This window comes from endosymbiont of Riftia pachyptila (vent Ph05) (assembly GCF_000224455.1).
Taxonomy (GTDB): Bacteria; Pseudomonadota; Gammaproteobacteria; order Chromatiales; family Chromatiaceae; genus Endoriftia; species Endoriftia persephonae.
Map to the genome: position 1 here is coordinate 1 of NZ_AFOC01000067.1, position 21,103 is coordinate 21,103.

20 protein-coding genes and 1 pseudogene are annotated in these 21,103 nt (G+C 51.2%); 12 read left to right on the forward strand and 9 right to left on the reverse strand.

Features of this window, described 5'->3' with window-relative positions; genetic code table 11:
* The coding region (locus RIFP1SYM_RS18165) for a hypothetical protein (protein ID WP_039960341.1) at positions 1-482 on the forward strand (482 nt) is incomplete at its 5' end.
* Here the strand turns inward: RIFP1SYM_RS18165 and RIFP1SYM_RS18170 are convergent.
* Positions 479-616, reverse strand: a complete 138-nt coding sequence (locus tag RIFP1SYM_RS18170) for a hypothetical protein (protein ID WP_006474102.1) — start codon at positions 614-616, stop codon at positions 479-481. The genes RIFP1SYM_RS18165 and RIFP1SYM_RS18170 overlap by 4 nt on opposite strands.
* 171 nt (positions 617-787) lie before the next feature.
* Positions 788-1,393, reverse strand: a complete 606-nt coding sequence (locus tag RIFP1SYM_RS11015) for an NUDIX domain-containing protein (protein ID WP_006474101.1) — start codon at positions 1,391-1,393, stop codon at positions 788-790.
* A 502-nt stretch (positions 1,394-1,895) separates the two neighbouring features.
* Between RIFP1SYM_RS11015 and RIFP1SYM_RS11020 the strand changes: the two genes are divergently transcribed.
* Positions 1,896-2,348 (forward strand): bacteriohemerythrin, encoded by a 453-nt coding sequence (locus RIFP1SYM_RS11020; RefSeq protein ID WP_005964364.1) that lies wholly within the window; start codon positions 1,896-1,898, stop codon positions 2,346-2,348.
* A 256-nt stretch (positions 2,349-2,604) separates the two neighbouring features.
* Here the strand turns inward: RIFP1SYM_RS11020 and RIFP1SYM_RS19030 are convergent, their stop codons facing one another.
* Positions 2,605-2,829 (reverse strand): helix-turn-helix domain-containing protein, encoded by a 225-nt coding sequence (locus RIFP1SYM_RS19030; protein ID WP_369126557.1) that lies wholly within the window; start codon positions 2,827-2,829, stop codon positions 2,605-2,607.
* Positions 2,807-2,950 (reverse strand): annotated as a pseudogene (locus RIFP1SYM_RS19035) (hypothetical protein); the annotation flags it as partial. The pseudogene RIFP1SYM_RS19035 and the gene RIFP1SYM_RS19030, both read right to left, overlap by 23 nt.
* On the opposite strand from RIFP1SYM_RS19035, the gene RIFP1SYM_RS11025 reads away from it, so the two are divergent.
* From RIFP1SYM_RS11025 to acnB, 6 genes are all read left to right on the forward strand, one after another.
* Complete coding sequence (locus RIFP1SYM_RS11025; protein ID WP_005964367.1) at positions 2,938-4,221, forward strand: lysylphosphatidylglycerol synthase transmembrane domain-containing protein; 1,284 nt, start codon at positions 2,938-2,940, stop codon at positions 4,219-4,221. The pseudogene RIFP1SYM_RS19035 and the gene RIFP1SYM_RS11025 overlap by 13 nt on opposite strands.
* Before the next feature lie 74 nt (positions 4,222-4,295).
* Complete coding sequence (locus tag RIFP1SYM_RS11030) at positions 4,296-5,747, forward strand: UbiA family prenyltransferase (protein ID WP_050798755.1); 1,452 nt, start codon at positions 4,296-4,298, stop codon at positions 5,745-5,747.
* Positions 5,747-7,069 carry an FAD-binding oxidoreductase gene (locus RIFP1SYM_RS16995; RefSeq protein WP_005964373.1) on the forward strand — a complete coding sequence of 441 codons (1,323 nt, stop codon included), beginning with the start codon at positions 5,747-5,749 and terminating at the stop codon, positions 7,067-7,069. Before RIFP1SYM_RS11030 ends, RIFP1SYM_RS16995 begins: the two co-directional genes overlap by 1 nt.
* Positions 7,066-7,803 carry an SDR family oxidoreductase gene (locus RIFP1SYM_RS11035; protein ID WP_005964378.1) on the forward strand — a complete coding sequence of 246 codons (738 nt, stop codon included), beginning with the start codon at positions 7,066-7,068 and terminating at the stop codon, positions 7,801-7,803. The genes RIFP1SYM_RS16995 and RIFP1SYM_RS11035 overlap by 4 nt, the downstream gene beginning before the upstream one ends.
* Positions 7,804-7,841: 38 nt before the next feature.
* On the forward strand, positions 7,842-9,551 hold the full coding sequence (locus RIFP1SYM_RS11040; protein WP_005964382.1) for a hypothetical protein: 1,710 nt from the start codon (positions 7,842-7,844) through the stop codon (positions 9,549-9,551).
* 184 nt (positions 9,552-9,735) lie between these two features.
* The gene (gene acnB / locus RIFP1SYM_RS11045; RefSeq protein WP_005964385.1) at positions 9,736-12,303 is read left to right on the forward strand and encodes a bifunctional aconitate hydratase 2/2-methylisocitrate dehydratase; all 2,568 of its coding nucleotides are present in this window, start codon (positions 9,736-9,738) and stop codon (positions 12,301-12,303) included.
* A gap of 165 nt (positions 12,304-12,468) precedes the next feature.
* Here the strand turns inward: acnB and sat are convergent, their stop codons facing one another.
* Together sat and RIFP1SYM_RS11055 are read right to left on the reverse strand one after the other, a co-directional pair.
* Positions 12,469-13,659: a sulfate adenylyltransferase gene (gene sat, locus RIFP1SYM_RS11050; protein WP_005964387.1), complete on the reverse strand. Its 1,191-nt coding sequence runs from the start codon at positions 13,657-13,659 to the stop codon at positions 12,469-12,471.
* Positions 13,660-14,091: 432 nt separating this feature from the next.
* Complete coding sequence (locus RIFP1SYM_RS11055; RefSeq protein ID WP_138921749.1) at positions 14,092-14,991, reverse strand: HDOD domain-containing protein; 900 nt, start codon at positions 14,989-14,991, stop codon at positions 14,092-14,094.
* A gap of 164 nt (positions 14,992-15,155) precedes the next feature.
* Between RIFP1SYM_RS11055 and RIFP1SYM_RS11060 the strand changes: the two genes are divergently transcribed.
* From RIFP1SYM_RS11060 to RIFP1SYM_RS11075, 4 genes are all read left to right on the forward strand, one after another.
* Positions 15,156-15,371: a hypothetical protein gene (locus RIFP1SYM_RS11060; RefSeq protein ID WP_005964393.1), complete on the forward strand. Its 216-nt coding sequence runs from the start codon at positions 15,156-15,158 to the stop codon at positions 15,369-15,371.
* A 250-nt stretch (positions 15,372-15,621) separates the two neighbouring features.
* Complete coding sequence (locus RIFP1SYM_RS11065) at positions 15,622-18,033, forward strand: DUF1631 domain-containing protein (protein ID WP_005964398.1); 2,412 nt, start codon at positions 15,622-15,624, stop codon at positions 18,031-18,033.
* 9 nt (positions 18,034-18,042) lie between these two features.
* Positions 18,043-18,387 (forward strand): PilZ domain-containing protein, encoded by a 345-nt coding sequence (locus tag RIFP1SYM_RS11070; protein ID WP_006474095.1) that lies wholly within the window; start codon positions 18,043-18,045, stop codon positions 18,385-18,387.
* 11 nt (positions 18,388-18,398) lie between these two features.
* Complete coding sequence (locus RIFP1SYM_RS11075) at positions 18,399-19,412, forward strand: glycosyltransferase (protein ID WP_005964404.1); 1,014 nt, start codon at positions 18,399-18,401, stop codon at positions 19,410-19,412.
* 6 nt (positions 19,413-19,418) lie between these two features.
* On the opposite strand, the gene RIFP1SYM_RS11080 is transcribed toward RIFP1SYM_RS11075, so the two are convergent.
* The 3 genes from RIFP1SYM_RS11080 to RIFP1SYM_RS19040 all read right to left on the reverse strand — a co-directional run.
* Positions 19,419-20,060, reverse strand: a complete 642-nt coding sequence (locus RIFP1SYM_RS11080; RefSeq protein WP_138921748.1) for a transglycosylase SLT domain-containing protein — start codon at positions 20,058-20,060, stop codon at positions 19,419-19,421.
* Positions 20,061-20,219: 159 nt separating this feature from the next.
* Positions 20,220-20,708, reverse strand: a complete 489-nt coding sequence (locus tag RIFP1SYM_RS11085; RefSeq protein ID WP_005964409.1) for a YchJ family protein — start codon at positions 20,706-20,708, stop codon at positions 20,220-20,222.
* Between the two features lie 240 nt (positions 20,709-20,948).
* A partial coding sequence (locus RIFP1SYM_RS19040; protein ID WP_139042126.1) for a DUF3418 domain-containing protein occupies positions 20,949-21,103 on the reverse strand: 155 nt, incomplete at its 5' end.

Genomic DNA, 21,103 nt, shown 5'->3' on the forward strand with positions numbered 1-21,103 from the left:
TGCTCCAGCTAAGCAACGTCAATCCTGCTGGCAACCAGCATACTCACAGCTATCGCACCCGCTCCCGCTGGAGCCGGCCACTGCAGCTGCAGACGCTGGATGGGCATCAGGTCTATATCAGCCAACAGGAGCGCCGGAGGCTGGATCGGGGTGGCGCGCTGACAGTGGTTGGCCCCCTGTTTGGATTTTCCCACCAGGCAAATTACCAACAGTTACAACGTGGCCTTATACTCACCCCTCGAGTGGTGGGCGATAAGATCCGAGTCGAGATCAGCGCATGGGCTTCGCAGCCAGCAGGGCTCAGCGGGGATTCCGTTGGCCTGCGTCTGATCAGCGTGATTGAGATTGAACCAGGCCAGTGGAGTGCGATTGGCGGCTCGGGGCACAACGTGAGTGAATCGGCCCGGAGTGGCGGCCTGCGAGGATCTACCCGGTCACGCAGAGAGCAGACATTCTGGCTGAAGGTTGAGCTGCTGCCCTAGGAGTCTAGGGCTGGCGTGATCTTCTGCTTGTCGTTGGGCTGTTGGCTGATATGGTTTTCCTCGATCAGGTAAGAATCGATATCGACTGCAGCCTGTGCATTGTAGGCTTGTACGAAGCCCTCTGAGGAAAGCATGATGCGCGACGCCTCACTTGAACAACCCCGTGACCTTGGCAACCACCAGCATCTGCACAAACAACCCTTCTAATTCCTTCAGAAAACACTTTCGGAAAGCCTCGATTTCGCTCCATTATTGTTCGCATATTTATATTTTACTGGCTCCGCGGATTAAATTCGACAGACTACCTAGCCCTCTGCAAGCCAGCGCTGCCGCAGCTGTTCCCGGTTCAGTTGAAACCACTGCAGGGCAATGATAATACTGGTGGAGTTGGCCCGTCCGCCATAGAGTTCGGCAAGCGCCTGATCAGCATCCATCACCACCACCCGGATATCCTCACCCTCATGCTGAAGCCCATGCACCCCACCCGCGGCTGAGGCATCCACTTCTCCACAGTAGAGATCGATTCGGTCTACCGAGAGACCGGGGCTCACCATGAATTGGGTGATATGCTCAAGCCGCCCAACCTGACAGTTGGCCTCCTCCATCGCCTCACGCCTGGCCACCTCTGCCGAACTCTCTGCCTCCCCGACATAACCACCGACAACCTCCAGCACCCAAGGTGGCTTTACCGCTCCCAAGGCGCCGATGCGGAACTGCTCGACCAGAATCATTTGATCGCGGTGGGGGTCGTAGAGCAATACCATCGATGCTCTGAGCTGTTCAACTCGCTCACGCACCAACTCACGGCTCTCACCCCCTTCGTAGAGCTCATGCCTGAGACGATAGCGATTGAGTTTTAGAAAGCCATCGTAGACCCGTTCTGAGTCCACTATTCGATAACCATATTTCATAAACGATAGAGTCTCCTTGGTGCCAGTGAAAAGGGTGTCAAGCAGCATCCGCCTTTGAAAAACTGAGCACCAGTCGCGCCGCCATGAATTTAGATCCCAATCATCTACCAATCGGCTTCCCAAACTGAAGGGGCAATCATAAAACACAATAAAAGAATGAAAAAAGGCATTGACTGATCCGGCAATCAATACTATATAAGTATTTAATTATTTACTAGTCGAGGTGCACTATGAAAGACATGCTCTCCCTGACCTGCGAGGAATTCCGGGAAATCTCAGAGACCAATCCCAATGAGGTCGAAATTATTGTAGAGATGCTTATCGAGGCTGAAGTGGAGCTCTGCAAAGAGTCCAGTTAACAGCAAACCGACCTTCGCCCCGAACCGACCGCAAAAATTGCGGTCGGTTTATTGCGTGATACTGGACCAATCTCCCAGATTTCCCCGCCCGATTGATTATCATTTAACCGGCTACGTTGCAGTAACCGCAAAGGTATGAAGATATGGCCTATCTGGAATGGGATAAATCGCTCGACACGGGCATTAACGTAATCGATCAGCAACACCAGCGAATCGTCGACTATATCAACCGCTTGCAAGCAGCTATTGAGTCTTGGGATCGAGACGAGATCAGCGACGTATTCCAGGAACTCATTGATTACACTGAGACCCACTTCGCCTTTGAAGAGAGCCTTCAAGAACAGGCTGGTTATGAATTCTTGACCGGGCATCAGCGTATTCATCAACTTTTCATCAAACGCCTGTCCGGGTTTCACTCCCGATTCGAGCAAGGTGATCCTGCTGCTGCCACGGAAGTATCCGCCATGCTACGCACCTGGCTGATCAACCACATCAAAACCGATGACAAAGACTACGTTTCTGTCGTTCAGGGTACTATTAGGCAAGAGAAGAAGGGCGGCTGGCTTGGTAAACGACTGAAGAAATTTTTTGGCTAGAAGCCCCTGATGGATTGAAATGAGCTTTGCTACCTGCTGTTTCATATCCGTTACAAAGACTTGCTGGACACGCATAATCTGTCCTCTGTGCTTAGAAATGGTTTCTACTAACATTAGCAAATGCAGTCGGCTAACGCTTAGTTAATGACATTGCAGTAAGGGTGAATCTAGTTTAGCCGACTATCAGGCCCGAAAATGACGATCATGACATCACTATATGGCCTTGGGAAGGCAGTCTCATCAACACCGACGGCCTTCACCTCGCTGAGGTCCTCCTGCTCACAGGCGCCGTCCACAAGTGGTGGAGCATGCACCAGATCGTATCATCACTGACATTGAGGTGTGTGGCAACAGCGTTGACTGGCATCTGTCTGAACAGAGTGATCACCAGCGCCTCGAACCGCTCTGAGTAAATCCTGTCTGAGAGCGACCTGTGTTGTCTTACCGCACTGCTTGCAGCGTACTCGTGGCAGGTCGACATGAATGTAGGCTTCGTGCTGAAAAAAGTTGAGGTGGCACCACATTCTCGGCTTGGTGGCATGGGCTGCCTGGCCTTCGCCCCGCAAGACGGGCAGGTGAAGCGGCTTCCATGCTTGAAGCATACCTTGAAGTCGATTCGACTCTTATCAGGATCAAACTCAACACTCTGAACCTCCCAGGGAGCAGGCAATCCAACGGTGCGGTGAACAGGTCAGTAGGTTTCATTGAGGGAGTCGCTTCCAGTGGTTCAAAAAATGATCATGGCAGTAACCAATCAAGTTACCCACACAATCTGCAATATAAGCCTAAAATATATACTGCTGCTCCTATTATTAGACCTATATACAAGGCCAAAGTAATAAGAAATCCTACGATGCCTACAAACTCAGGTAACATACAATCCGCCGGAAGAATAATGGCCAGTTACATCAAACCCCTAATCTACTCAGCGCTTATTGGGATCCTTCTTTACGTGCTGATGACGATATATGCCGGCAAAGATAACATCCTATCTGCATTAACAAATCTCACCCCACTCGCATTAATTATCATTCTTGGTTTATCAATATTCAACTACATTATCCGCTTTGCTAGATGGAACTGGTATGTCAATCAATTCGGGCATCACATCCCCGCCAACAAACACATTCTCTATTACTTTTCAGGCTTTTCCCTCACAACCACGCCAGGTAAAGTGGGTGAAGCCATTCGGTTCGTATACTTAAAAAGGTACGGCATAAGCCTTACAAAAAGCCTTGCCGCACTATTTGCTGAAAGATTCTCTGACTTGCTTGCAATGTGCATTCTTGCCGGCTTCGCTGCAATTCACTTCGACAAGTATAAAAATATCGAGATCGGAATAGTCGCAATAATCTCTCTCGCACTTTTAGTGCTACAGAGCAAACGTACAATTGAATATTCAGAAGCAGCTCTGACTCCATCACCCCATACAAAATTATCAGTTTTTGTTAAAAAAGCATTCCAAATGATCCATTTATCAATGCCGCTATTAAAATCCTGGATATTGGCTGGAGGCCTTCTTCTAAGTCTCCTATCCTGGGGTGCGGAAGGATATGCATTTTATTTCATAACACAACTTATGGACATATCAGTCACCATCTGGCTAGGCATTGGCATCTATGCAATCAGTGTTCTCATAGGGGCTCTTTCATTTATTCCCGGCGGCCTTGGCAGCACCGAGGCGGTTATGGGATTCCTGCTAGTCGCTGCCGGCGCCTCACCAGGAGATGCTGTTGCCTCAACAATCATTTGCCGCGTATCCACCCTGTGGTTTGCGGTATTCATTGGCTTAGTGTGCATGAGCTGGTTGGAATTGAATGAACCATCTCTTCTAAAATTCAGAAAAAATAACGAGACCAACACAAAATCTTGACGCGACTCAGTACAACCCCAAAAACCTTGGCTTCTGTTAACAATCTTGCGCCATCTACAATAGCAGGACACCTAATGAACACAACGCCAAACAAGCAGAGTTACCCACTCCCACTATTTGTAGACCTTGATGGAACACTTACTAGGAGCGACATTCTTTTTGAGTCTTTTTTTGAGCTTGTAAAAAGCAATCCACTTTATGTTTTTTTAGTGCTTTATTGGGCAATAAATGGGAAAGCATATCTGAAGCAGAAAATTGCAGATAAAGTAGACATTGACGCATCAATCCTGCCTTACCAAAGCAACCTGGTTGAGTATCTGCACCATGAATACACCACAGGAAGAAAAATCTATTTAGCAACAGCATCAAATAAAAAATATGCACAAATAATTGCACAGCACTTTGGTATATTCACGGATATAATCGCCAGTTCAACAAACATAAACATGTCAGGAAAGAGGAAACTTGCCGCCATAAAAGAAGTCGTCGGGGATGGAGAGTTTGAATATGCGGCCAACTCAATGGTCGACATGCCCATCTGGGAACACTCACAAACTTGCATTTTGGTCAATCCCAGCCGTAAAACAGAGCGGCTTGCAAAGCATAGATTTATCGTTACACATATCTTCAAGGATCAACCGGCCAATATAGGACGCTACTTTAGCGCTATTAGAATCCATCAATGGATGAAAAATATCCTTCTATTTTTACCATTATTAACAGCCCACAAGATAAACGAAGCCGGACTCATTGTTGACACGCTATTCGGTGCAATAGCTTTCAGTTTTTGCGCTTCATCTGTTTATATTTTAAATGACCTCCTTGACCTTAGTGCAGATCGAAACCACTCGCGCAAAAGGAAGCGGCCATTTGCATCAGGCGACATTCAACTGTTACATGGCGTATTGATGATACCGGTACTACTGCTTCTCAGCCTGTTGATTGCCGCCTTTCTTTCAGAAGAATTCCTGGTAGTACTAATATTTTACTTTCTGGTTACTCTCGCATACTCATTCGCATTGAAACGAATTGTCCTGATTGATGTACTTGTTCTGGCAGGACTTTACGTAATTCGCGTTATTGCAGGCTCTGCAGTCTCCGGCATCTCATTATCATTCTGGCTTCTTGCATTCTCAATGTTTATTTTCTTGAGTCTTGCCCTTGCCAAACGCAGCGCAGAACTTGTATCACTACGGAGAGATGAAAAGAACAATACCGTTGGCCGCGGGTATATTGTTCAAGATCTTGACTACTTACATAGCATGGGAACTGCAAGTGGATATATGTCAGTCCTAGTAATGGCGCTATACATTAATAGCCCAAATGTAATGGCACTGTATCCTAATCCGGAAATCATATGGCTTATCTGTCCCACACTACTCTATTGGATCAGTCGTGTCTGGCTGAAGACCGGTCGCGGCGAGATGCCCGATGACCCCCTCGTCTTTGCATTTAAAGACAGACAAAGTCAAATTCTTAGCGTCATCGTTGCGATTATCACAATTTCAGCAACAAACATAAGCTAATGAAAAAAATTCAATCCTGGGGAAAATTCCCAAAGACAAAACACTCCGCATGTAATTTTGTTTGGCGAAACGGTATGTTACCGCAACCAGCCAGAGACCACGGTACTATTTTACCTTTCGGCAACGGCCGAAGTTATGGTGACAGTTGCCTTAACCACAACGAAACACTGGTATTAACAAGAAAACTAAATCACTTTATCTCATTCGACCCATCCAGTGGAATTCTATGCTGCGAGTCAGGCCTTTTACTATCTGAGATACTTCGTCTCATTATTCCACAAGGGTGGTTTCTTCCGGTAACACCAGGCACGAAACTAGTGACATTAGGAGGTGCAATTGCAAATGATGTCCACGGAAAAAACCACCATAATGCCGGCACCTTCGGCTGCCACGTCATTGAATTTGAACTATTAAGATCAGACAAAGGCCGCTTGATTTGCTCACCAAGATCCAATAAAGACTTATTTTCCGCAACAATTGGAGGTCTAGGATTAACAGGAATAATAACCTGGGCAAAGCTTCGTTTACTACGCATCTCCAACCCCTTTATGGAGATTGAAAATATTCAATATACCAATCTCAATGAGTTCTTTGATTTATCACACGATTCAAATGATGACTATACATACACAGTGTCATGGCTAGACTGCATGGCGAAGGGAAAATCACTTGGCCGAGGCATCTTTTCCCGTGCAAATCACGCAGCACCATGTCTGGATAAAACACCATCCACACCATGCGATAAGACAATAAACTTTCCAATTGACGCCCCTCAGTTCTTATTAAATAGATTTACGGTAAAAACATTCAACCAACTTTACTACCACAAGCAACTCAAACCTGCCAAACAAAAAAAAGGATATTTTGACCCCTTTTTCTACCCCCTAGACAGCATTCACAACTGGAACAGGTTATATGGTAAAGCAGGATTTATGCAATATCAGTGCTTGATTCCATTTGAAGATGGCAATAAGTCTTTGGAAAGCATGCTCAAACTGATTGCCTCATCGGGATATGGATCTTTCCTTGCTGTACTTAAAACTTTCAGCGATATTAAATCCCCAGGCATGATGTCTTTCCCCAAAAAAGGAGTTACTCTTGCGCTAGACTTCCCCAATCACGGACAGAATATATTTACCTTACTAGACAAACTGGATTGCATAGTTAGAGACTCAGGAGGAAGCGTTTATCCTGCCAAGGATGCCCGAATGTCTTCCTGTAGTTTCCAACACTACTTTCCTCAATGGCAAGAGTTTCAGAACTATATTGACCCAATCTTCTCATCCAGTTTCTGGAGACGTGTTACCGGAGAACTCTCATGAAAAAAACAATCATTTTTGGCGCAACATCTGCCATTGCACAGGAAACTGCCAAAATACTAGCGCAAAATGGGCACGCGCTTTTTTTAGTAGGAAGAAATAAAGAGAAGCTAAAGATAATTGCTGATGATTTATCTGTTAGAGGGGCTCACAAGATAATAACTAGCACAGTAGATATCAACAATACATCTGAGCATTCAGCAATCATTCAAAATGCAATCGACGAGATGAATGGACTGGATATCGCATTAATCGCACATGGAACTCTATCAAACCAGAAAGCATGCGAAATTTCCTACACTGAAACATATACTGAATTCAAGACGAACTGCTTAAGCGCAATATCACTTTTAACATTAATCGCCAACCACTTTGAACAGCAGGCCAGTGGCACCATCATTGCTATCTCATCAGTAGCTGGAGACAGGGGAAGGCAAAGTAACTATGTCTATGGATCAGCAAAGGCGGCTATCAGTATATTCCTCCAAGGACTCAGAAATCGCCTGCACAAAAAAAACGTGCGTGTAATCACAATTAAGCCGGGGTTTGTTGATACCCCAATGACAAAAGACTTTGAGAAGGGCATACTTTGGGCTGACCCCAGTGTCATTGCACAAGGAATCATCAAGGCGATTGAAAAAAAAATGGACGTTGTTTATCTACCATGGTTTTGGCGTTACATCATGGCAGTTATAAAACTCATCCCAGAGCGCTTATTTAAAAGGCTATCGCTATAAATCGCAGATAAAACCCTTCAGGTCATGCAGACACAGCCATGGAAATCAAGCTTAAAACATTCGACCAGTGGCTGGCATCCACCCTAAGTCACGGTAATTCGCCACAATTTATCTTTATTATAATTGGTGCTGTATATATTCTATTCCCAACCCAATACTGGAATTATGCAGATGACTCCATCCGCTGGGCATATGAAATCTCCATTGACTCTGGAATCATCAATACGCATCACCTGTATTTAAATATACTTCGCCCAATCTATCAGTTTTCATCCAACACCTTCACCATCGACCCCCTTACTTTCCTCTCACTATACTCCAGTATATTCGGCATAATTGGGCTTTTTTTTCTAAACAAAATTTTAATTGAGACCACCAGCAAGGATATCGCCTTACTTGGTGTAATTTTCTGCGCCACAAGCGCCGGCTATTGGTCCTATTCCATAGTAGGGGATAATTACATACCAGCTGTAGCTCTGATGCTAGGCGGCTTCTATTATCATTTCAAAACACTAACCCTTTTTGGTAAAGGGCGTTATATTTCCAGCCTGGCTGCATCAATTGCATTCTTCATAGGCATGATTCTGCACCACCAAGCCCTCGCCATCATTGTTGTTGGGCTTTTCCCAGGAACCCTCATCGCCACCCAATTTCCGATTCAAACCAGACTAAAATTTGGAATCATTGCACCAGCACTTACTGGAATAATCACAATTGGGATATATTTATGCGTATACGCTTATGACACTGAGCGCAACCAACTTCAAACACCTACTGAATACATGGCAGGTTACGCAGAAACCTTCAAAAAAAACCCTGACATGAAAAGTTTATCGATAAAGTCTCTTGCTAACGCAGCCATGGGTATTGGTAAAAGCCTTTTGTCGAGCAATTTTATTTTTTCATCCAATTCTATTATAGACTCCCTTCAAAAGAGATTTCCGTACCGACATATACACCCCTACCCATTTTTAGTTCACAGCCTGGGGACTTCAACATACAGCATCATTGTTGTATCCATTTTTATATGCACAATAATGCTATTGATTCTAATACCAAGTGGCGGCTACCTTGGTCTAACAAGTCAATCAATCGCCACTTCTATCTTCACAGCATCGTTTGTGCAAATGACTTTCTTCATATGGTGGGAAGCAATCTCAGATGAATTCTGGATCTGGTTCCTACCTATCGCGACGATTGCAATATCAATAGCTATCGCAAGAAAGCTCAATCATCCAAGAGTTATCTACACTCTATTAATCATACCCTTGATGGCCAGCACCTATCTTGGTTCCATCAATATCTATCAAGACAAATCCAACGACCTTGACCTTGTAAATAAATCATTTGTCTACGATTTAAAAGAGCATGATTTACTGATCGCAATGGACGAAATAATTTCACTCAACAGGAATCGTCTCGCAAGAATCAACCAAGGGTTCAATTACTTCAATATTTTTGTACGTGCTTCAAAAGGAAAGCAGCTCGACATTAACCTGCTAAAAGAATTGATCGCAGATACCAACAGAAATGGAGGAACCATCTATATCGGCCCATATGTTTCCACACCGCCGAAATCCTACATCGAGTTAATCAACATGAACAACCCTGACTTTATTAACGAATACACTACAATCATTGGAATAATAAACAGTCAGGACAATTTAAAGGTCAAATGGATAGAAGCCAAGGTCGCACCAAGTAAGTATTTCGGCTCTCTCAGTCCCCAAAAAACCGATCAGAATTAGCACGGGCCCTCCATTAGCTACCGCGAGGCAGGCCGGACATCAACCCCAGAATTTACAGGCAGAAAGTGGGCTGGGTTTAAGCTATAAGTATCATACTTAGGATTCTCAGAGTTGAATCCTATAGCTTTGAAACAATGCACTCAAAGCATCCAACCTATTTGTTCTTTTACGAGGGTATCCACCGTTGCTCAATTCCTACCGCACACACTCAGCAGAGCGCGCAAAAGAGGGCATTCCTCCACTCCCCCTCAGCTCTGAGCAGACTGCAGAACTGGTAGAGTTGTTGAAACGTCCTCCTAGTGGGGATGAAGCTTTTCTACTGGAGCTGATTTCAAACCGAGTACCTGCTGGTGTCGACCAGGCCGCCTATGTAAAAGCAGCGTTCCTGTCTGACCTGACCAAGGGTGCATGCAGCTCGCCATTAATTGATCGGATCAAAGCAACACAGCTACTCGGCACCATGCTCGGGGGTTATAACATCGCCCCACTGATCAATGCACTGAATGACGCCCAACTAGCACCCACTGCCGCCACTGCGCTGAGTACTACCCTGTTGATTTTCGACGCCTTCCACGATATTAAGGAAAAGGCCGATGAGGGCAATTCGCACGCCCAGGCAGTTCTGCAATCCTGGGCCGACGCGGAATGGTTCAGGCGCCGTCCAAAACTGCCTGAGAAGATAACATTGACGGTGTTCAAGGTGCCCGGCGAAACCAACACCGACGACCTCTCGCCCGCCACCGAGGCTTGGTCGCGCCCTGACATCCCGCTACACGCCAACGCCATGCTGCAAAACCCCCGCGAGGGCCTGGAGGGCAAGCCGCTCGAGATCATCGCCGAGCTGAAAAAGAAAGGTCACCCGCTGGTCTATGTAGGGGACGTGCTCGGCACCGGTTCCTCACGTAAATCTGCCACCAACTCACTGCTTTGGCACACCGGCGATGACATTCCTAATATCCCCAACAAGCGCGCTGGCGGCTTCTGCATCGGTGGAAAGATCGCGCCGATCTTCTTCAACACCCTGGAAGATGCCGGGGCCCTACCGATCGAGTGCGATGTCTCGAAGATGGCGATGGGGGATCAGATTGACATCTACCCCTACGAAGGGGTAATCCGCGCGCACCATACCAATAAAACCATCAGCACCTTCAAACTCAAGACTGAAGTGCTGCTGGACGAGGTTCGTGCGGGGGGACGCATCCCGCTGATCATCGGGCGCAGTCTCACTGCTCGGGCCCGCGAGGCCCTCGGACTGCCTGCCTCCGATATCTTCAAGTCGCCAGTGACGGCAGAAGAGAGCACCAAAGGCTACACCCTGGCACAGAAGATGGTGGGGCGGGCCTGCGGCCTAGATGGAGTGCACCCCGGCAACTACTGCGAACCACGCATTACCACCGTCGGCTCACAGGACACTACCGGCCCAATGACCCGCGACGAGTTGAAAGACCTGGCCTGTCTCGGCTTCTCCGCAGACCTAGTGATGCAGTCTTTCTGCCATACCGCTGCCTACCCCAAGCCGGTGGACATCAAGACACAGCACACACTGCCCGACTTCATCTCCTCCCGCGGTGGGGTCTCGCTGAAACCCGGCGACGGCATCATCCACTCCTGGCTCAATCGTATGCTGTTGCCCGACACAGTAGGCACCGGCGGCGACTCTCATACCCGTTTCCCGATCGGCATCTCATTCCCCGCTGGTTCCGGCCTGGTGGCCTTCGCCGCCGCCACAGGAGTAATGCCGCTGGACATGCCCGAATCGGTGCTGGTGCGTTTCAAAGGAGAGATGCAGCCCGGTATCACCCTGCGCGACCTGGTCAACGCCATCCCCTACCAAGCGATCCAGGATGGCCTACTGACGCTGGACAAAGCGGGCAAGAAAAATGTCTTCTCCGGCCGCATCGTCGAAATCGAGGGGCTGCCAGAGCTCAAGGTGGAACAGGCCTTTGAGCTCTCCGACGCGACCGCCGAGCGCTCAGCCACCGGCTGCACCATCAGGCTCGACAAGGCACCAATCATCGAATACCTCAACTCCAACATCACTCTGTTGAAGTCGATGATCAGCAACGGATATCAGGACGCCCGCTCCCTGGCTCACCGAGTCGAGGCGATGGAGGCCTGGCTTGCAAACCCGGAACTGCTGGAAGCCGACGCCGACGCCAAGTACGCGGCAGTGATCGAGATCGATCTGAACAAGATCAAGGAGCCGATCCTCGCCTGTCCCAACGACCCCGACGACGTCAAAGTGCTCTCCCAGGTGGCCGGCACGAGTATCGACGAGGTCTTCATCGGCTCCTGCATGACCAACATCGGCCACTACCGCGCCGCAGGCAAGGTGCTTGAATCAGCGAGCAGCATCCCTACCCGGCTGTGGATCTGTCCGCCAACCCGCATGGACGAACGCCAGCTGGTCGAAGAGGGTTACTACAGCATCTTCGGCCGTGCCGGTGCGCGCACCGAGATGCCAGGCTGCTCGCTCTGCATGGGCAACCAGGCGCGGGTCGCTGATGGCGCCACGGTAGTCTCCACCTCCACCCGCAACTTCCCCAACCGACTCGGCAAGGGGGCGAATGTCTATCTCGGCTCGGCGGAGCTGGCGGCAGTCTGTTCGATCTTGGGGCGAATCCCGACGCTGGCGGAGTATCTGCAGCAGGTCGGCAATCTCGAACCGATGGCAGATGAACTCTACCGCTATCTTAACTTTGACCAGATGGATGAATACCGGGAGCAGGCTGTCCAAGTCAAACTGCAATAGCTGGGCAAGCCGAAATTTGACCTGGAGTAATCATTAGCCAGTCGAAGAGCGTTTTTCCATGTTCGCTACGGCTACGGCTTCAGCCGGACAGGCTGCCTGCCGCGCATAAAAAAACCCGCCACCGGCCTACGCCGGGGCGGGTTTTACCACTGAACCAGATCAGGATCAGCTGTTGATGGACTGGTAGTAGTCCATCAGGATCTTCGCCACCTCAGGGCGGGAGAACTCAGGCGGCGGCGCAATGCCCTGGCCCAGCATCTCGCGCACCTTGGTGCCGGAGAGCAGTACGAAGTCTTCCTTGGTGTGATCCGGCACGTCGCGCATCATCACAATCTTGTTCAGCTTCTTGGAGTAAGCCGTGTGGTCGGCACGGAAGATCTCGATCTCCATGGCGCCCTCTGGCACTTCGTCATCGAAGATGGTCTGGGCGTCGAAGGCACCGTAGTAGTCACCCACGCCGGCGTGGTCACGACCGATGATGAAGTGGGTGGCGCCCATGTTCTGACGGAAGTAGGCATGCAGTACCGCCTCACGGGGACCAGCATAGAGCATGTCGAAACCATAACCGGTGACCATCACGGTGTTCGGCGGAAAGTAGACTTCGGCCATGGTGCGGATCGCAGCATCACGTACGGGGGCTGGGATATCGCCCTTCTTCAACTTACCGAGCAGCATGTGGACGACCACACCATCGGCATCCAGGGACTCCATCGCCATGCGGCAGAGCTCCTCGTGAGCGCGGTGCATCGGGTTGCGGGTCTGGAAGGCGACGACCTTGCTCCAGCCATGCTCTTTGATCTCGTTACGGATCTCCACCGCGGTACGGAAGGTGTCGGGAAAATCAGCCTGGAAGTAGGAGAAGTTCAGCACCTGGATCGGCCCAGAGACGGCCACGCGGCCCTGGCTGTTAAAGGTCTTGACGCCGATGTGGTCCATATCGGTGGTACGGTAGACCTTGTCGGTCATTACTGCCATCTGCTCATCACTGACCTCTTCGATGGCTTCGATGTCCATCACGGCCAGAACCGGGTTACCCTCGACGTTGGGGTCACGCAAGGCAATGCGCTTGGCATCACCGATGGCATCAGTGTTCTCAAGCAGGCAGAGCACGGGAACAGGGAAGAAACTACCATCGCTGAGAGTCATCTTCTCTGCGGCACCCATAGCATCAGCTACATTCATGAAACCCTGCAGGGGGCTGAAGTAACCGGCACCCATCATCACCGCGTTACCCGCGGCCTGGGAACTGATCACGACGGAGGGCAGGCTCTCGGCCTCGTGGGAGAGTTTGTGGTGCTCTTCCGGGTCATAGACGAACAGAGGTTTCAGTTCATCGGAACCAACAGGCTTGATCATGACGATTCGTCTCCTTCATGTTTCGAACGATAAGGCTATTCAGCCGGGACTGGCAGGCATCCCACCTGCCCCAGCGTACCCAGTTTGGCCTCCAACAAGCCACCCTGCAGAGACAACAAACTGGATCAACAATACATTCTATCTATTTGTTTTTAGAGAGAAACAGATGAGCACCTGATTCACTCCACCAAATTCCACCCCATACACTACCACAACCTAAAATTTTCCTTTCCCAGTTTGTGTTTATACCGTCAGCAAATTTGCATAGGCCAGAAAGAAACCTCTGCAGCCGCACCAGCCAAAAGACTGGTCCAGCACCAGATACAACCAACACAATAGGGGGAAGCTGAGCGCTTATGCAGGGGAATAAAGCGGACTGAAACCGCTTGGTAACGCCTGCTTGATAACCGGTGGGAGCGCTATTTTGACACGTCAGCTTCGTGCAGAGGGGAGGCTGCTGGAGGGCTGCATCGGCGCGAGCACCACCTCCATCACCTCAGCAACCTGTACGGGCACCTGCTCCATCATGGTTAGGACCTCATCGTCCATCAGGCCGGTAATCTCCCACACCTCAGGATGGATGTTATCGATCACACCATCCAGGAATTCGCCCATCAACTCAGCATAAGCCAGTCTACTGGCGATATGCACCAGAGCCGTTTCCAGCCGGTACTCTGGCGTCTCCATGGGGTGATGATGAAACTGAACCGTGGCTACGATACTCTCGGGCAGTTTCCAACGCTTCAGCAGTGCCGCCCCCACATCCATATGTGTAAAGCCCAACACCCCAGACTCCGCCTGCGGCAGAAGCTCATCACTGCCTGCGGTGATCAGCAGTATATCCCGAGCCTTGTCTGCCGCCTTCAGATAGATGACCAGTCGCCCCACATCATGCAACACACCCATCACAAACAGACGCTCTCCATGTAGAACATTGCAGCGCTCGGCCAATTCCCGCGCAATCACCCCGGTGGTCAGTGAGTAGCGCCAAAACTCCACCATATCGACGAGGTCAGCGGGGATACCTCTAAACACCTCTACAGCAGATGTTGCCAGCACCAGGTTTCTCAGCTCCTTGGTACCGATTATGGTGACTGCCCGCGAGATCGTCTCCACCGGGGCCTGCAGCCCAAAAAATGCGCTATTGACCAGCCGCAGAAGACGTGCCGAGAGGTTCGCATCCTGCATGATCACATTGCCGATATCGAGTGCTGAATACCGGGAAGAATCGGCCATCATGTTGACTCTCACGCAAATATCTGGCAGCGAAACCAGATGTTCAACGTCTGCAACCAGTTTTTCTGAAGGTGAATACACGTTGCGATGCTCCATCGTCTGCGTCCACAATTGTCAACTCAAGCAGCACACCGGGATATGCCATCAACACCCACTCAACTGATCCTGGGCTACCGGCAGACTGCCTAGATCCTCTAAAATCGTTCTATTCGTATATAGCGGAACATCTACAAAAACTTTAGGCCAATCAGGAAATAGAAATGCCGTTCTATATTTTTAAAATCACCCCAGATAGCCAGCTCGAGCACCTTGATGAAAAGGAGAAGTATCGAGAGGCAAAAACCGCCATTCGCAAGCTGAGAGCAGCCGAGGAAGGAAAAGTAAACACCTACCGGATGGTGTTTGCTGCAAGCGTCGGCCAGGGCGAGAAGCTATTGAGCGCCACCAAGGAGACCCGCATCATCGGCGATGACTGACCCGACGCCAAGATGAGTGCCAACCCGACAGCAAATCTAGAAGCAAAACATCACTTCCGCTCCAACACGACCCAACTTGGCGTTCATTAATAGGACACTACATGCTACTCTCACGCTTTCACAAGAATTAACTATGATCACCCCGATTTCCAGTCGGATCGGGTAGAGAAAAATGTAAAAGTCAGCGGTCTCTCTGGGTAACTAGATCCCCGCTGTATCGGGTCATCTCTGCATTCAAGGATAATCTAAGGTGTCTTCGCTGGACCCCCGCAAAAGCAAGTACCAGAGGCAGTTTCGCCCCCTGCTCAACCGCTGCAAGGACATGGTGCTCGTCTATGTCAGCGCACTACTGACCGAACTCTTCGCCAATTCAGACAAGGCGCTGATGAGTTTCGCGCAAAAGGCCGAAACCAACGAAGTGCAAAACCGCTTTTTCGAGGCGATGGCCATCATCCGCAACCGCCGTGGCCTTGTCGAACACGAGTTCCGTGAACAACTGAGCGAAGGGTTCGACCATTTCTGGGAATCATCCAACAGCCACTCCGGCGGCTTGGGCATGGGCAGCGACATGGAGCTCGAACTGGTGGACCGGGATGCCATGGACCAGACCACTGCACTCGAAAACATGGTGGCCAAAACTATCAGCGAGCACCGCACCGAGCTCTACGCACTCAGCCAGCGCCTCTCCGTCGTCTACGGCGGCAACGAAGTCAAATCCAAGCGAATCCCCGCCGGCCCCTATCAGCTGACCATCGCCTTCAACGATGCGATCGACGGCCTGGGTCTGGAATCCCGCATTCGCATCATCGTACTGGCACTCTTCAACAAGTACGTGTTGAAGCAGCTTGGCAGCCTCTACGAAGACTATAACAACAATCTCAAAGAAGCCGGTGTGCTGCCTCATCTGCGCCCGGCTGTGCGGAAATCTGAAAGCGCTGCCAGTCAGCCCAAGGCAAAGCAGGAGTCCCAGGCGGATGACGCACCCCAGACCAGTCAGGAGCTGGGCGAGGAGCTATTCGGTTCGATACTCGACCTGATGTCGAACCGGCGTCATGCTGGTCCACCCCACTCCACCCTCGGCTCAGCCGATGACCACAAAGCCCGCCCCAAGGGGGAGCTGCCCTCAGACAGCATCTACCACAATTACGCTTCGGCAGCTACGCCAGCTGATCGCCAAGGGCCCCCGGTCGCCAAAGAGAACATCGTCTCCGCACTCAACGAGATTCAGCCGGAGGCGCACGGAGACTATCTGCCTGACCTGCAGAGCGCCACGCCCTTCATCCCCAATGTGGAGCTCGACGAGCAGTTTCTCGATCGCATCAAGCAGACTCTGATCGAGGAACGCCACAAGCTCTACAATCAGGTCGACCGTAACCAGCTCGACACGGTGGACGAAGACACTATCGACCTGGTCGGCATGCTGTTCGAATACATGCTGAACGATCCCGTCCTGCCTGCGGTCGCCAAGGCACTGATCAGCCATCTGCACACCCCCTACCTAAAGGTCGCCATCATCGACCGCAGCCTGCTGACAGACTCCAACCATGATGCAAGACTGCTACTCGACAGTCTGGTTGAAGCCGGCAGCCACTGGATCGACGAGCACAACCTGAAACGTGGCATCTACCCCGCCATGCAGGACGTGGTCGACACCGTATTGAAGGAGTTCACCGACAACATCGGGCTCTTCTCCGAGCAGCTGAACTCATTCCGGCTGGAGATGGATAACTTCCGCAAAAAGACTGAGGTTCTCGAGAAGCGTGCTCAGGATTCAGCCAAGGGTCGGGAGAAACTCACCATCGCGCGGCAACGTGCCAGCCAGGAGATGAAGGCACGCACCTTCAACGCCTCCCTGCCGCAAGTCGCCAAGGATTTTCTGGTTCAGACCTGGACCGACAAGCTTATCTTCATCCTGCTGCGTCATCCGGACGGCGAGCTTAGTGAAGACTGGAAAGAGGCCTTGCGTGTCGCCGACGAACTCACTTGGGCATTCGAGCCGAAAAGCTCGCAGAGTGAGATGTCCGACCTGGAAAACAGCCTCCCCAATCTGCGGGACTCAATCCAGGAGGGGCTTGAATCCCTCGGAGACATCCATCAGGAGAAGAGCAAGGCGCTGTTTGAGCTGCTCGCTACCCCAGAGTCAGCAATTGCCGCCGGTGCCGCCGTACTGGCCGAGCCGCCGTCAAAGGCAGCTCTTCCCCATACCGCATCCGAACCAGTAGAGATCACCGGCACATCCGCAGACATCGAAGAGGCAGAGGCTGAACAGCAGGGAGCCGAAATCCCGCAAGATGAACTGGATATGATGGAGAAGTTGCGTAAGGTGGAGTACGGCACTTGGTTTGAACTCGACGATCCCACCAGTGGGGAGAACAAGCGGGTCAAACTTTCTTGGCTGAGCCCGCTTACCGGTTCCTGTATGTTTGTCGATCGCGCTGGTGTACAGACCGCCATCAAACCCTTGCGAACCTTGGCGCAAGAGGTCATCGCCGGCAAGTCCCGGATGCTTGAAGAGAGCAATGACCCGTTTGTCGATCGCACCCTGCACGCCATCCGCCGTATGCTGCAACGCTCCCTGCAGGCAACCGAAGACCTGGCCAGCGAACTTCTGGAAGAGGACTCATCCGAACCAGAGAGCGAGTTGCAGTTCCCCCTGAAATAGACAGAAACAATGGTAGAAAAACGCAAACTGTCGCGAAAGATCGCAAACGATCGTCTGGTTATCAAAGACCAGATTAGCGGATCCAAAGTCGGCACCGTGGTCAACATCAGCGCTGCTGGCTTTATGCTGCTGAGCGAAAAAGCGATTAAAACCGGCAACATCTATCAATTTGACCTCCTGATGCCCCAGCTTGTCGAGCAACACAGCCAGATCAGCTTTGGCGCTGAGGCGCTCTGGTGCAGTGAAGCCGCCCAGGCCGGGAGCTACTGGACCGGCTTTCAGATCATCGACATCTCCAATCGTGACGAGGCGATCATCAGTAAACTGATTGAAGGCTGGAGCATCCAGGAGTAACCAGCCCCCCAATGGGGCCCCGGGTCAGCGTTCTCCTGCCGCTACGCAATGCTGCGGCCACTCTCGATGAATGTATCACCTCGATACAGTCCCAATCCCTCCAGGATTTTGAGCTGCTGGCGATCAACGACGGCAGCAGTGATCAGACCCTGGCCATTCTTGAGCGATATGCAGACAGGGACCAACGCCTGCGCATCTTGAGTAACCCTGGCAAGGGGCTGGTGGATGCACTCAATTACGGCCTCGCTCAGGCCGGCTCCCCACTGATCGCCCGCATCGACGGCGACGATCGCATGCATACTGAACGCCTCAGCCGCCAGCTTGCTTTTCTACAACAGAACCCGAATGTCACCCTGGTTGCCAGCCAGGCAAGAATCTTCCCCGAGGAACAGCTCCAGGCCGGCTTTCGTGAATATATACGCTGGCAAAATCGCTGCCTCTCGGCAGCAGAGATCGCGCACAATATCTATATCGAATCCCCCTTCCCCCATCCCTCGGTGACCTTTCGCCGCACGCCGATCATCCAGATCGGTGGCTACCGCCAGGGCCCCTTCCCTGAGGATTATGACCTGTGGTTAAGGCTGCATCAGGCGGGACACCGGATGGAGAAACTGCCCCATAAACTGCTCGACTGGCGCGAAAGCCCAGGCCGAGTATCGCGTACCGACCCACGCTGCAGCCGGGAAGCCTTCGACTCTCTGCGCGCGCGCTATCTGGCGAAAGAGCCACGACTGCTGGAACGCCGCCATGATCTGGTTGTCTGGGGGGCTGGGCGCAAGACCCGTAAGCGTTGCCGATACCTGCTCGATTATGGCTTCAAAGTAAACGCCTGGATCGACATCGACCCACGTAAGATCGGCAATCGGATAGACAACGCACCTGTGGTTGACCCAGAGTGGCTAAACCAGAAAAAACGCCCATTTGTGCTGGTCTACGTCAACAATCACGGCGCACGCGAGTTGATCGGCGAGCAGCTTTCGAGCTTTGGATATCGTGTGGAAAAAGACTTTCTGATGGTCGGCTGAAGCCGATCAGTTGAGCATTGCCTGACGGTTCTTACGATAGACGCCCAGCACCTTTTCGACATATTGCTGAGTCTCAGGAAAGGGAGGGATCCGATTGCCATACTTTTTCACCGTACCCTCCCCGGCATTGTAAGCCGCCAGCGCCAGCCCCAGATTGAACTCAAATCTCTTAAGCAGATGTTTCAGGTAGCGGGCACCACCTTTGAGATTCTCCTTGGGATCGAAAGAGTCACTGACGCCATAGTGATTTGCAGTGGCCGGCATCAGTTGCATCAACCCTTTGGCCCCCTTGCTGGAGACCGCCTTGGGATTGTAGGATGACTCCACATCCACAATAGCGTGCAAAAGCCCGGGATGAAGCCGAAGTTGCTTGGCGGTGGCATCGATCAGAGGGGTCAATTTCTGACGATTTTTTGACAAGTTTACAGCGGATTTAGAGGAAGCCTTTTTTGCCGGCTTCTTGGAGATCGACTTCCACAACAGCCGATAGTTGCCCTTCATCGGCCGATCGGAAAAAAGAATGTGGCCGTCCGCTCCCCGATATTTGTAGATATCGGCGCTCACCGTCGTGCTGACCAGCAGCATACCGACACTCAGCAAGATCCAGCGACAGTGCCGACCCCGCAAAATATTCTCTCCTCTACTCATCACATCCAGGTCCTATCTTAAGATATGCGTATCCCCGCGGGAAAAATGTACCAAAAGTAACGACTCAAAACTGAACTCCTTTAACAAAAGTCAACATCTTTCTTCCAGCCCGATCACACTTTCCATTGCTCAGGCCGATTCTTTCCGACTATAGAACACTCAGCGACCGCAGCACTTTTTATATTTTTTCCCACTGCCGCAGGGACAAGGCTCGTTGCGTCCCACTTTCGGCTGACCGCGGGTCTCCGTCTTCGGCATCACCAGACGCCCCTCAACAAAATACCAGGCCCCGTCAACCCGCTGGAACTGGCTCACCTCGTGATGAGGATGGATCACACCGCGCTCTTTATAGGTGGCGATGAACTCCACCGTGCCCTGCTCGTCATCCGCAGCGCCGTCTTGTACATCGAGCACATCCAGGTTAAGCCATTCGGAATTCTCCGCCCAGCGCCGGGTTGCGGCCAGATCGTGGTCCTGACGATGCTCCGGATGGAGCGACTCATGCAAAAACTCAGTTCGCCGCGCAGCAAACGCAGTGTAGCGGGCACGCATCAGCGCCTCGGCGGTTTTGGCAGCTTCCGCGCCATCCAGAATCGGCTGACAACAGGTCTCGAAGGGTTGGCCGGAGCCACAGAAACATTGAGTCATGAAACTATTCCGTCACAGAAAAACCGGACGGAACGATAGCATGCAGGGAGGGGCAGCCCAAGCCTTGCGACCGGCTCAGGCCAATCGTTCTTCAGACCGGCAGCAGCTGACATAAACGGAATCCGCGATTCAGCCGACAAGTAAATACGGAACAGCGGCCGAGTCCTAAAAGGCCGATCAGCGCCGGCTATTATGAGCATTTCTGACACACAGGAAGACTCTCGCAGCATGGAGACCTGCTTACAGCCCCAACTCCTTCCAACGCTTCTCGATTCGTTTCAGCGAGATCGGCCGCTCAGTACCCAGCTCCTGGGCAAACAGTGAGACCCGCAACTCTTCGAACTGCCAGCGCATCTCCTCGATGCGCTCATCGAAGCGGCCACTCTCCAGACAGC